This is a genomic window from Aminobacter sp. AP02, from assembly GCF_003148805.1.
In the GTDB taxonomy this organism is placed as follows: domain Bacteria; phylum Pseudomonadota; class Alphaproteobacteria; order Rhizobiales; family Rhizobiaceae; genus Aminobacter.
Map to the genome: position 1 here is coordinate 1 of NZ_QGGX01000032.1, position 12,281 is coordinate 12,281.

Annotated in this window: 9 protein-coding genes and 1 pseudogene; 7 read left to right on the forward strand and 3 right to left on the reverse strand. The window is 57.1% G+C overall.

Going from position 1 to position 12,281, the window contains the following annotated elements:
* Window positions 1-582: 582 nt before the first annotated feature.
* Window positions 583-864: a hypothetical protein gene (locus C8K44_RS27605; protein ID WP_158282789.1), complete on the reverse strand. Its 282-nt coding sequence runs from the start codon at window positions 862-864 to the stop codon at window positions 583-585.
* On the opposite strand from C8K44_RS27605, the pseudogene C8K44_RS25225 reads away from it, so the two are divergent.
* The 4 genes and pseudogenes from C8K44_RS25225 to C8K44_RS25245 all read left to right on the forward strand — a co-directional run.
* Window positions 839-1,231, forward strand: a pseudogene (locus tag C8K44_RS25225) (integrase core domain-containing protein); the annotation flags it as partial. The gene C8K44_RS27605 and the pseudogene C8K44_RS25225 overlap by 26 nt on opposite strands.
* A 664-nt stretch (window positions 1,232-1,895) precedes the next feature.
* Window positions 1,896-2,132: a hypothetical protein gene (locus tag C8K44_RS25235; RefSeq protein ID WP_109578543.1), complete on the forward strand. Its 237-nt coding sequence runs from the start codon at window positions 1,896-1,898 to the stop codon at window positions 2,130-2,132.
* A 410-nt stretch (window positions 2,133-2,542) separates the two neighbouring features.
* Window positions 2,543-3,634 (forward strand): IS5 family transposase, encoded by a 1,092-nt coding sequence (locus tag C8K44_RS25240; protein WP_109578519.1) that lies wholly within the window; start codon window positions 2,543-2,545, stop codon window positions 3,632-3,634.
* 34 nt (window positions 3,635-3,668) lie between these two features.
* Complete coding sequence (locus C8K44_RS25245; RefSeq protein WP_245417631.1) at window positions 3,669-3,974, forward strand: hypothetical protein; 306 nt, start codon at window positions 3,669-3,671, stop codon at window positions 3,972-3,974.
* A 96-nt stretch (window positions 3,975-4,070) separates the two neighbouring features.
* Here C8K44_RS25245 and C8K44_RS25250 read toward each other — a convergent pair whose 3' ends face one another.
* Window positions 4,071-6,182, reverse strand: coding sequence for a catalase (locus tag C8K44_RS25250; RefSeq protein ID WP_109578520.1), 2,112 nt, complete (start codon window positions 6,180-6,182; stop codon window positions 4,071-4,073).
* A 350-nt stretch (window positions 6,183-6,532) separates the two neighbouring features.
* Between C8K44_RS25250 and C8K44_RS25255 the strand changes: the two genes are divergently transcribed.
* From C8K44_RS25255 to C8K44_RS25270, 3 genes are all read left to right on the forward strand, one after another.
* Window positions 6,533-8,614 carry an ATP-dependent helicase gene (locus tag C8K44_RS25255; protein WP_109578521.1) on the forward strand — a complete coding sequence of 694 codons (2,082 nt, stop codon included), beginning with the start codon at window positions 6,533-6,535 and terminating at the stop codon, window positions 8,612-8,614.
* Window positions 8,615-9,971: 1,357 nt separating this feature from the next.
* The gene (locus C8K44_RS25265) at window positions 9,972-10,166 is read left to right on the forward strand and encodes a hypothetical protein (protein WP_109578523.1); all 195 of its coding nucleotides are present in this window, start codon (window positions 9,972-9,974) and stop codon (window positions 10,164-10,166) included.
* Window positions 10,167-11,280: 1,114 nt separating this feature from the next.
* Window positions 11,281-11,586 carry a hypothetical protein gene (locus tag C8K44_RS25270; protein ID WP_109578524.1) on the forward strand — a complete coding sequence of 102 codons (306 nt, stop codon included), beginning with the start codon at window positions 11,281-11,283 and terminating at the stop codon, window positions 11,584-11,586.
* Between the two features lie 432 nt (window positions 11,587-12,018).
* Here C8K44_RS25270 and C8K44_RS25280 read toward each other — a convergent pair whose 3' ends face one another.
* Window positions 12,019-12,270, reverse strand: coding sequence for a DUF1344 domain-containing protein (locus tag C8K44_RS25280; protein WP_109578526.1), 252 nt, complete (start codon window positions 12,268-12,270; stop codon window positions 12,019-12,021).
* Window positions 12,271-12,281 lie beyond the last annotated feature (11 nt).

The following is a 12,281-nucleotide window of genomic DNA, read 5'->3' on the forward strand; positions in this document are numbered from 1 at the left end:
CGCGATGATCTGATCTTCCGTGAACCGCTTACGCTTCATCTGTCCGTCCTTCGATCAAGGCCGGACTCTAACTCCTGGTGGAGGAAAAACTCAGTCGCAGGTCAGTTCGCGTTGAGGCAGACCATTGGGTTCTATCGCCCCGCCCAGAGGCATTCCTTTTAACAAATCTCTTTAAAATCAATATGTTACAAACGCGCTGAGGCATTCTATCGGGTCGCTGACAGCCACAGTTCTGCTCCTGGTAGCCAATGTTCCGTTCGGCATGTAGTGAAATCAGGCACTTGCGCGAAATTGCAGAACTGTGGGCCTGACGCGTCACGGCATCTTGCTCAGCGTCAAGATAGATGGCTCATTCGACACTCAAAGTCGGCTCACCTAAGAAGTGGCTCAGCAAAATTTCCAGGCGTTTCGACGCCTGGAAATACTCGACAGAACAAAGCCGGAACAAAGAAAGGCATGGTGAAAGCGCAGTGGCCGATGCAGTGATTGCGAACTGGGATGGGCACGATTACCAAGCCCGCTTTTTTTGGATACATGCCGCCGGTCTTCGTGTCCGGAGAAGCCTCATGTCGTGGAGGTATCCTACGAGGCAGACGGCCGAAGGGTTTCGACGATGTCGTTGTTCGCTACAGCCCGGGCCTCGCTGGCCGACGGACCTTCAGGGTCGAGACCGCGCATCATCAGGTCAAGTTCCATGGCAATCAGGCTGGTCGCTTTTGATACGCGGACTTGATCGAACCTGAGTTTATTGGCGCGACAAGATTCTCTATCTTGCAGCGCTTGAAGGAGGCGGTCGACAAAGCTCCTCCGAAATCGACCTTCACGCTCGTTACTACCGATCGCCCGGCGCGGCAAGCCGGGCATGATCGTCTCCGACCATGGCACGGAGTTCACCTCGAATGCGATCCTCGCTTGGTCGAAGGATCATCGAAACCTTTAACGGGCGGATGCGCGATGAGCTCCTGACGAGAGCCTGTTCTTCGGCCTCGACCATGCCCGAAGCGCCATCGCCGAATAGAGGCAAGACTTCAACACTGCGAGACCGCATTCCTCGCTCGGATACCAGACCCCGGCGGCCTTCGCTGGAACCCTCACTGCAACCGGCTCCGACGCTGCGCTCAATGCGCGCTTCGCGTCTCTGCCGGTTGCTCAACCCGCGCCATACGGCGTAACAGAAACGGCCGAGGCTCTAATCGCCGTTGGCAGTTCAGTGGCATGTCACCCGGCATGAAACACATTCTGGTCAGACTTCGCAGGAACAATCACAAGCGAGAGCCAAAATTTCTTAAGCTTCGCAAGATACGGTGGCTTCCGTTCAGCGCGCCTTTGATTGGACTTTCGTGCGACCGCCCCTGTGACAATGCGGCCCTTCGATTATCGGGATCGAAATTCTAAGCGGCTTGGCTCGGTACGGCGTGGCCAGCGCGGACGAAGCCGTGGACTCAAATATGATGGGCCGTCCCGTCGCCTGGGCACGATCAAGAACCGCGCTTTCAATATCCTCGAGGGCAACGTTCTCACTGGCATTTTCGAATAGCACTCGCTCCGCAATCTGAATCACATTGATTGGATCGCCAGTCCGGAGCGCCACGGCCACTGCCGATGATATGCGTTCCATAAGCAAGGGCGAGAGTGAGTGCATTCTTTACAGATCCTTTTGCAATTTCGTCAGCCTCCTCCTAATTCCGCGATTTTGCAAGCCCGCATCAGAAAAAAATGAATAAATTCATATTGTTAGCAGAGTATCCCAAATGAGCACGAGAGCCAGAGTGAGGCAGCCACTACTGTTGTTCGGTACCCGTGTAGTTAGTCTATGGCACCCTTGACGGACTTAGCGTCAAAAGCCATATTGTAGCTACTTACTCATTCAACGCATGAATATCAGAGGTGTCGCGATGGCGGACCTTGAGCGCGGTGAACGCCTACAGATAATGCTGAACGGCGAGGAGCTGGCAGCACTTGAGGATTTCCGATTTCAAAACAGGATGCCCAGTCGCGCAGCTGCGGTGCGCGAACTACTCCGGCGCGGCCTCGCGGCCGAAGGTTTTATGGCTGCGGAAGTCGGTGTGAAATCTCAAGATTTCGGCGTACTGGATCAAAACAGCAACGGGGGGTCTTCAGATCCTTTGTAGCGATACGTGGCGTCCTCGGAACATTACTGAATAGATCGCTTTGCTTGGATAGCGCGGTACAAGCTTGTTCAATGGCAGCGCCATGCATCCAGCAATAGCGAGCAGCCATCTCAAACGCTCCAGAACAGCTACGTATTGCGTCAGAGCAAATGCTTTTGCGCGCGTCGATGAGTGTTCACCGCATGGCCTGGAGGAGCGCTCGTACCTGCCATCTTTTTTTGGTGGCCGCATTCGGACTCTGGCAGCCAGGCGGTCCGAAGTTAACTCCGGCGGCAACAAGCTGGGGCGGGTTCAATCCGGCTGTCGCCAGCATAGCTTTGCGTTTCCACGACTAGCAGGCTGTTGAAAAAGGGCTCGTGACAGCCGCAGGTTCGTGATTCACTCTGACTACGAAGAGGTGGGAGTGAAACGTGCGCGGCGGCGACGATCGAACTGGCGAACTGTTCAGCTATGTTGACCTTGAGGCGCGGGTGCGGCGCAATCATCCGTTGCGGGCGATCCGGTTAATCGTGAGCGAGGCGCTGTCGGCGCTGGAACTGGACTTCGCGGCGCTGTATTCGCCGATCGGGCGGCCGTCGATCCCGCCTGAGAAGCTGCTGCGGGCAATGCTATTGCAGGCCTTCTATTCGATCCGTTCGGAACGGCTTTTGATGGAACGGCTGGAGTACGATCTCCTGTTCCGCTGGTTCGTGGGCATCGGCGTCGACGATGCGGCTTGGGACCATTCGGTGTTCTCCAAAAACCGCGATCGGCTGCTTGAGGGCGACATCGCGGCGAAGTTCCTCAGCGCGGTCCTGGCGCAGCCCAAGGTGAAGAGGCTTCTGTCCACGGATCACTTTTCGGTCGACGGCACGCTGATCGAGGCGTGGGCCTCCATGAAGAGTGTCAAGCCGAAGGATGGCTCGGGCGAGCCGCCGGCAGGGGGCGGCGGGCGCAACGCGGAAGCGGACTTCCATGGCCAGAAGCGATCGAACGATACGCATGCCTCGAGCACCGATCCGGATGCGCGGCTCTACCGCAAGGGGCCGGGCAAGGAGACGAAGCTTTGCTTCATCGGGCATGGTCTGATGGAGAACCGCCATGGCCTGCTGGTCGATGCTTGTCTGACGTGGGCCGACGGGCATGCCGAACGGGTGGCGGCGCTGCACATGATCGAGCCTCGCGCTGACCGGCCACAGGCGATCACGCTCGGCGCCGACAAGGCCTATGACGCGGAGGACTTCATCAACGAGTTGCGCTCGATGAAGGTGACGCCGCATGTGGCGCAGAATACCAACGGCCGCCGTTCGGCGATCGATCGCCGCACGACGCGGCACGGCGGCTATGCCGTCAGCCAGCGCATCCGCAAGCGCATCGAGGAAGCGTTCGGCTGGATCAAGACCATCGCCGGACAGGCGAAGACCAAGTTGCGTGGCCGCGACCGCGTCGGATGGGCCTTCACCTTCGCTGCCACCGCCTACAATCTGGTGCGGCTGCCGAAGTTGCTGGCGGCGCCAACATGAGTGTGCCGGCGAACTGTCAGTTGATCGGCCGCTGGTGATCGTCGAGGCCGATCTTTGGGAACGCGATCATCTCGACCTTGTGGATCCCGCCACGATCACCATCGGAGCGGAAAACCACGGCGAGATCGCCTTTGGCGCCCTGCAGGCCGGCCTCGATCTCAGCTGTGGCCCCAATATGGTGTTCTTCACATGGGCCGGTTTCGATGAGATGGACGACGTCACAGGCGATGGCCATGCCGAACTGCTCGACGACGGCTCGATCGAGATCACGTTCGCCTATCACAATGGCGACGAGGCCATCCTCAAAGCCAAACGAGACACTTCTTCAACGGCCTGCTAGGGCGCCGCGATCGGAAACTAGAAAGCGGCGGCCTATCAGATCCTTGGGTACAGTCTCAACAGACCGGGGAAACTCATCGCCGATGGGAAACAATCATTAGAGACTGATGCTCGGTTCGCGTGCCCATACTCTGAGAGCCCCAAGTGCCTGAACAAATGTCGCGACGTTGCCACCACTCCCGAGCAAATGCACGCCCTCATCCAGGTCGACACTGACCCCAGCCTTCTCCATTAGTGGCACTGCAGCGTCGACATACGCGATGAATTTGCAATGGGTGAAAGCGTCGGCAACGAATTGCCGAGCGGCTGGTACATTGGACAATTGTTGGCCGCCCTCCTCTGAAACCACAACGGCGACTGCGTCAAACAAGACCGAGGGGGCGCCTCCAATCATGTGCTTGGCATCGATCCAGTTTCCAGCTGCTGCTTCGACCCCTCCGACCCTTGGCGCAATTACCTCCATGGTTGCACCCTCCTTAGCGAGGGCCGAAGCGAGGCTGCTTAGTAGCCTGGCATCTGCCCCATCGCTCACAAGCACCCCCACTTTACGGCCTTCAAATCTTTTGGGCCCATTTTGCAAGATGCTCAAAGCGGGCGATGGTGGAAGGTCGTCGCGTACCTCGATCGTCGTCTCGGCGGAGGGCGGGAGATCCTTGATCCCCAGTTGCTCTGCAACGGTGGCTCCAAGGCTGTCATCGACGTTGAGCAAATGCGCCACCATGCGTTCCCGGATCGCCGGGTTTTCCACCTTGCTTAATTCAAAGGTCAGCGCATTGGCGATATGGCCTTGTTCGGTGATCGTCTGGCTCTTGAAGAACTGCCGCGCCTGGCTGTAATGGTCGGCAAAGCTTTCAGCGCGGATCCGCTGCTTCGGGCCCTGCTCGACATCTGCGAAGGATCTAAACCCTTTCTGAGGCGATTCCCGCGGACCTTCACCCCATGAGTTCGGTTGATAGTTTGCGCGCCCAACAGGATTGCGCATCGCCATGTGGCCGTCCTGCTGGAAGTGGTGGAACGGGCATTTGGGCGCGTTGATTGGAAGGTGGGTGAAATTGGTGCTGCCGAGCCGCTTGAGTTGAGTGTCCAGGTAAGAAAAATTGCGCCCCTGCAACAGCGGATCATTGGAGAAATCGATGCCTGGAGGCACATTCTGGGTCATGAACGCGACCTGCTCGGTCTCGGCGAAGAAATTTTCGGGCATTCGGTCAAGCACGAGGCGACCGACGGGGATGGGCGGCAGCAATTCTTCCGGGATAAGCTTGGTCGGATCCAGAATGTCAAAGTCGAAGGTGTCAGCAAAATCCTGATCGAAGAGCTGGAGTTGCAATTCCCATTCGGGAAAATTGCCCGACTGGATCGCGTCCCACAGATCACGACGATGAAAATCGGGATCAGCCCCGTTGATTTTGACTGCTTCGTCCCAAATCACCGACTGAAGACCAAGCTTCGGTTTCCAATGGAACTTCACGAAGGTGGATTCTTCTTTGGCGTTCACCATCCGGAACGTATGGACACCAAAGCCCTCCATGAACCTGAATGAGCGCGGTAGAGCGCGGTCTGACATGACCCACATGATCATGTGCATGCTCTCGGGCGTCAGCGAGATAAAGTCCCAGAAGTTGTCGTGCGCAGATTGCGCCTGGGGGAACCCGCGATCGGGTTCGGGCTTCACTGAATGGATAATGTCAGGAAACTTGATTGCATCCTGGATAAAGAACACGGGGATGTTATTGCCCACGATGTCCCAGTTTCCTTCCTGGGTATAAAGCTTGACCGCAAAACCACGAACATCGCGTGCCAGGTCAACTGATCCCTTGGAACCCGCCACTGTCGAGAAGCGCACAAAGGCTGGGGTCTTTTCACCTGCACGTTGGAAGATGTCGGCCCGTGTGTACTTGGCCAACGACTTGTACGTCTCGAAATAGCCATGTGCGCCGTAGCCTCGCGCATGGACCACTCGTTCGGGGATACGCTCGTGATCGAAGTGAAAAATCTTCTCGCGAAAATGGAAGTCTTCCAGAACTGTCGGCCCGCGTGCGCCAAATTTCAGGGAGTTCTGGTCATCTGAGACTGGCCCACCCTGCGCGGTGGTCAGGATCGGCGTGCCGCCCTCGGCAAATTGATGCAACTCCCCTCCTTCGCCGCGCTGGAGCTTCTGATCGTGGATAGTGGCTGGTTTGCCCGACGAACGGTTCGATGACTTGGTCATGGCTGGTTCCTTGACTGGGGGGTGCGGCTCCGCACATGCTCATCAATGCCCCTGCGCCAGTGCGGTTCCTTGCCCAGGCACATGAAGTGGATTCAATCGAGCGCTGCCGCGCTTGCTAACCAAGCGGTATCAAATGGACCAGTTGTCGTATTTGGCCGCACTTTTTGCCGAGAGCACGGAACGGCCTGGATCTTGGGCGTTTTGGCGGACGGCTGCGTGAGGAATGGCACACCAAGGCGGGTAGCGAGGCCACTCGAACGGTCACTTTTGTCTGCACCGCAGGCCAAATTTGATCGCGAGAAAAGGCGGGGCCAGTTGCGAACGAAACGGAAACAGTGCTTCATCCCAAGATGAACGTCATTGCCCGAGATTCGTCCCTCGAACCCCAATATCTCTCCAAGCTTAATGCCGAGCAGCGCGCCGCTGTCGTGCATGGCGATGGCGGCATAGCTGCTCCACTGCTGATCGTCGCAGGAGCGGGGTCAGGCAAGACAAACACCCTCGCCCACCGTGTCGCCCACCTAATAGTCAGAGGTGCCGATCCGAGACGAATTCTTCTGATGACTTTCTCGCGTCGAGCGTCTGTGGAAATGACCAAGCGTGTCGAGCGGATTGCTGGCGAGGTGCTGGGCAAGGACGCGGCCATTGTCACCGACGCAATGACATGGGCAGGTACTTTCCACGCCATTGGGGCGCGGCTGCTGCGCGACTACGCACTGGAAATCGGGCTTGATCCGGCCTTCACGATCCATGACCGCGAGGACTCGGCCGACCTCATGAATCTCGCGCGCCACGAGCTCGGTTTTTCCAAGACAGAGAGCCGTTTTCCGGCCAAGTCGACCTGCCTGGCCATCTATTCTCGTGCGGTCAATGCACAATCGAACTTGGAAGAAGTACTAGGCAGAGCATTTCCATGGTGCATTGGCTGGGCAGAACAGCTCAAGCAGCTCTTCGCTGCCTATGTCGATGCCAAGCAGGCCCAGAACGTTCTAGATTATGACGATCTGCTACTCTATTGGATGCATCTCACATCAGAACCCTCCTTCGCGGCCGAACTTGCATCGCGCTTTGATCATATCCTGGTCGACGAATACCAGGACACCAATCGGCTGCAGTCTGCCATCCTGCTCGGATTGAAACCCGATGGTGCGGGCTTGACCGTTGTCGGCGACGATGCCCAATCGATCTACTCGTTCCGCGCGGCGGAGGTGCGAAACATCCTTGATTTCCCGCGACAATTCTCAATCCCTGCCGAAGTGATCACGCTCGACCGCAGCTACCGTTCGACCGAGCCAATCTTGGCAGCTGCCAATGCTGTGATCTCCGGAGCGACAGAACGTTTCACCAAGGACTTGTGGACCGATCGTAAATCGATGGAGCGGCCGCAACTGGTCACGGTTCGCGACGAGGCCGCACAGGCAAACTATGTCTGCCAAAAAATCCTGGAGGAGCGGGAGGCAGGCACCGTACTTAAATCCCAGGCCGTGCTGTTCCGCACTTCTCACCATAGTGGACCGCTAGAGATCGAATTGACGCGGCGCAACATCCCTTTTGTCAAATTTGGGGGGCTGAAATTCCTCGACGCTTCTCATGTGAAAGACGTCATGGCCGTCTTGAGGCTGGCCGAGAACCCGCGCGATCGCGTTGCTGGATTTCGCGTGCTGCAGATTTTGCCAGGCATTGGGCCTTCGACCGCCGGCCAGATCTTGCAGGTATTGGAAACCGCGCCGGATATCCCCGCCGTTCTGCGTGGCTTTGGAGTGCCGCCCCGGGCGGCAGCGGACTGGCCTAATTTTGTCACGCTGTTTGCTGGCCTGCACCAGAAGTCGGGAACATGGCCCGCCGATCTTGAAAGGATAAGGCTATGGTTTGAGCCCCATCTCGGACGCATCCATGAAGACGCGGCCACCCGCCGCGCTGACCTTTATCAACTTGAACAGATTGCCGCTGGCTATCCCAATCGGGAACGCTTCCTTACCGATCTGACACTCGACCCTCCAGATGCCACAAGTGACAAAGCTGGCCCTCCCCTGCGAGATGAGGACTATTTGGTCCTGACGACCATCCATTCAGCCAAAGGGCAGGAATGGAAGAATGTCTTCGTGCTGAATGCCGTCGATGGCTGCATTCCCTCCGATCTTGGTGTTGGCACGACTGAGGAAATCGATGAGGAAAGACGGCTGCTCTACGTGGCCATGACGCGCGCCAGGGATTCGCTTCATCTCATCACGCCTCAGCGCTTCTACACTCACGGTCAGCCCGTGCGTGGCGACCGCCACGTCTACGCTTCGCGAACGCGTTTTATCCCAGGATCGATCCTCGAGCGCTTCGAACGACAAATCTGGCCGCGGTCGGAGTTCGTCGAATCGAGGCAGCCACAGCCAACCGTTCGTGTCGACCTCGGTGCTCGGATGCGCGGCATGTGGAAATGATCGCATAGCTCCCCGTTCGTCGCAGGCACTATTGTTGCCATGCGGCGCGCCATCGATATCGGGAACTCCAATTCGTTTTCCGCGTTCAATCCCAAGTCTGTGAATGGCTTTAGCCGCGCGGGCCTGAATTTAGCAGGTCGGCGAGCACAGTTCGAAAGGTTAGGAAACGAAAACGAACAATATCATTTATCTTGTGGGATTGGTGGTGATCGTGTTGGCGATCTTGTCGTTTTTCGGCTTGCGTTAAAGCTGAGAACCGCTGGATGATGCGGATTTAGTTCGCAAAGCGGGCAGAACGCCGTCGAATAATATTCAAGTTGCGGTCGACCTCAAGAAATCGCTCGACAACGACAAGTATCCCGACACAGGCATTCATCGCAATATCTGGTTCGCGATCGCCTAGAACCGATCCCTCGCCTTCGTTGCCGGTCTCTGGACGACATGGCCGGGTGCCCGGACGATCCGTGACGGGTTCTCGATTGGGAGGTCTATGGTTTCCTGACGACCGAGCCGAATAGCGTCGTCGCACCAATCCACCAAAAGGCTATGCCGGCGATCCTTTCCACCAAAGAGGAGATCGACGCCTGGCTTTCTGCACCATGGGAAGAAGCGCGGAAGTTGCAGCGGCCGATGCACGATGGCTCACAACCATTGTCGCGAAACCGCCGCCGGTAGAGGCTGCATAACCCGCTGGCACCGCACCGATGGATCGATTGGGCCGCGCCAGCGTTTTAGTAGTCTCTAACGTGGGAGGCTAAACATGGCAGACGACCCCAAGAGGACCAAGCAAGACGGAAAGCTGGTATCATCCACCCAGCAATATGAGATCGACGAATTCGCACACAAGTATCATCTCTCCCGAGGCGAAGCTGCGGCAATGATCCAGCGATACGGGCCTTCTCGGAGCAAGCTAGACGCTATTATTTCTCAGCGTCTCTATGGGTGAATGACGCCATTCATCCCGCCGCGCAGGGCTTGCGGCGTGCCTATCCTTTGGGATGTTTTTGGGCGGCAGAATTGTCTAGCGCCGTTCACGTTGTCTTCAAAGCGAGCACAGGTAACAATTCATTCGCCCCGCCCGGGGCAAGAGTGCGGTGGCGGTACAGCAACCGCTGCCGGACGGTCATCCATGACAAGGTCCCCGCCGCCACGAAACGACGTGGCCACTCATTCAGGACTACGTCACTTGCCTTGAGCCGGCAAAAGCGCACTGATATCGTTTATTCGCTGCGGCAATATTGTCCGCAGGCCGGCGCAGCTTTGGAAGACCCAGCCGGTATGCGTCGGCCAAGCTAAATCATGGATCGGTCCCCCAAACTCGCGCGTTTCTAAGCGTCGACTTCTGGGAGGAAATCGAATGACCTACTATCCCGACGAGCGGCAGCTGGACCTGATCGACTATTTGAACGCAACTGCAGACGACCGCCGTTACACAGTAACCACCCTGGCACATAAATACGGGCTGTCCGACGGGCAGGCGCTAACCTTGATTGCAATCCATGGGCGGTCTCGCAAAAGGCTCGACAGGGGTCATGACCGCGCAGCCTGTTAAGAAATAACAGACAGCGCCGTTCAGGTCGCCCTGCATCCCGACACTGGTCGATAAGCCGCCTGAAGGCGATGGCTGGACCGACGAGATCAAATACGACAGCTACCGAACAGACGTCCACCTCATGGGCAGCGTTCATCCCGAAACTCCATGCCCCTCGTGGTTGACGTCATGCATCTGAGACCTACATTCCTCGCATGACGAAAACCGTGCATGTTATCGTCTTGGCCGGCGCAATCGGCCTTGTCGCGGTGCTTCTGGTGGCTCCTGCAAGCCTGCGTTTCAACCCCAACAAGTCGCCAACCGTTGTTTCGGCCATATCCGTCCGCTGAGAAGTGTCGAGGTTTCGCGCCCCGAGATACTGCAAGGGAGTCTTAGATGGCCAAGATAATTCTTGCTTTGATCGCAGTTCTCGTAACCGTCACATTTGTTTACGCCGGCAGTGGGTCAGGAAGAGAGTGCCGTGAAATAAATGGCCGTCTATCATGTGTTAAGACAAATGACTCTGAGGGACGTTGATAGACTGACGGCGTGTCTCGCTCAGGGACCAGCCGCAAACATTACTGGGCCTTGAAGTAGGCACCGCTGCGTAAATACTTTGGGGCATTTGTTTGGTCTTGGAGTGTTCAAATGACCCGCGGTAAGCAACCAACTGGAAGTACCCCAAAATGAACTAGGCCTGCCGGTGGGGTTGAACGGCAGGCCCAAATGCGGAGCGCGATAAGGGCCGTGGCCCGCTCCGCTAATACAATTCTTGGCGGCGAGAATTGTTCCGACAGGGGCGGATTGCGCAATCGCAGAAACGGCCTGCCGGCTCAGGTGCAACAGGCCGTTCCTGCGCAGCTCTGGTCCGTGCCATCAGACGTCAGTGCCGCACATTCGGCATACTGCCAGCAGGGAATGACAAATAGAAGGCCTGCCGGCGGGCGGCCGGCAGGCCCATGCTGAAGCTCGATTGCCATGAGGATTGGCTATGTCGCTTCACGGAGTTCAACACCCACCATTTGCGGTGTAGCGGGATTTCCTCCGCCTCACCCAACGTCATTCGATCCGCCAGGTTCCCAGGAAACAAAAGCCCTGCAACCTAAGATACCTGCCGATTGGCAACACAAGGAATATGATGTTTTCCATCGGCGGTAACTACATGGGCACTGCCGGCTGTGAACGAACAACAAGCTTCCGCACCAAACAGCGGGAGGAAGCCATGACAACTCCCATCTCAGCCTTCGATTTCGATATCATGCAGAGCGTCGTCAGAAAATTCGCTACCGCGAATACAGCGGATCCGACCGAACTTCGCCAATTGGCCCGGACCATCGCGGAGGAATTCTGCCCAGATTTACTCTGCTCGGATGAAATGATCGATGCGATGGTGAGCACAGCTCTCGTGGCAGCTAAAGACGAGTCTCGCGCCGCAGAGTGATGATAACCTGCTCCAACTGCCGTTCGGCTACCGAGAGCAGAGTATCGACGCCGTCAAACAGCCGCCGATCAGTCATGCCAGCAATCTTGCGTCGTAGCATCCGAAGCTCGTGGCGGAGTGTTTCGGCTTCGGAAAGCTGGTGGTCGATCGACATAAGATATTGCGGCCCATTCAAGCCCGCTGGAATTCTGCTGATAGGAGGCCTGCCAGCTGGGAGCCGACAGGCCTTGGAGCGGCTAAATTCCGCCCCGCGGACTTCAAACCCACTGCTGCGGCGCGATGGATTTCACCTAAGGCCGTAGCTGAAAGAGGCTCAGACCTCGCCTATATTAGGCTCCGCAACGTTGGCCGGCTCAGGTTCCAGATTCTTGCTGCCCTATAGCCGGGCACAAAAAAAGCCCGCCAACTTTCGGTGGCGGGGAAAGGGAAACGTCACATAGGCGATAGCGTTACCGCGGTGACTTTGGTCGCGTCATCCTGATCGAGCGTAATGGACACCTTAGCGCCAGCTACGATTTCAGCAGGTATCGCTACGTCAGCCGGCACCGTGTAGCTTTTGCCGTCTTCGAGAGTGATAACCTTCGTTTCCTTGTTGAATTCCTTCACGACACCGTCAGCTGATGCCGCCAATGCCGCGCCGCTCATGAGTGCTACCGTCCCGAGGGCGATGATGAGTTTCCTCATTGTCTTTCTCC

Excerpts from the sequence above, each read along its gene's own strand:
- C8K44_RS25280 (WP_109578526.1), bottom strand. The coding sequence starts at position 12,270 with ATGAGGAAACTCATCATCGCCCTCGGGACGGTAGCACTCATGAGCGGC.
- C8K44_RS27605 (WP_158282789.1), bottom strand. The coding sequence starts at position 864 with ATGCCCGGCTTGCCGCGCCGGGCGATCGGTAGTAACGAGCGTGAAGGT.
- C8K44_RS25235 (WP_109578543.1), top strand. The coding sequence starts at position 1,896 with ATGGCGGACCTTGAGCGCGGTGAACGCCTACAGATAATGCTGAACGGC.
- C8K44_RS25255 (WP_109578521.1), top strand. The coding sequence starts at position 6,533 with ATGAACGTCATTGCCCGAGATTCGTCCCTCGAACCCCAATATCTCTCC.
- C8K44_RS25270 (WP_109578524.1), top strand. The coding sequence starts at position 11,281 with ATGATGTTTTCCATCGGCGGTAACTACATGGGCACTGCCGGCTGTGAA.
- C8K44_RS25250 (WP_109578520.1), bottom strand. The coding sequence starts at position 6,182 with ATGACCAAGTCATCGAACCGTTCGTCGGGCAAACCAGCCACTATCCAC.
- C8K44_RS25265 (WP_109578523.1), top strand. The coding sequence starts at position 9,972 with ATGACCTACTATCCCGACGAGCGGCAGCTGGACCTGATCGACTATTTG.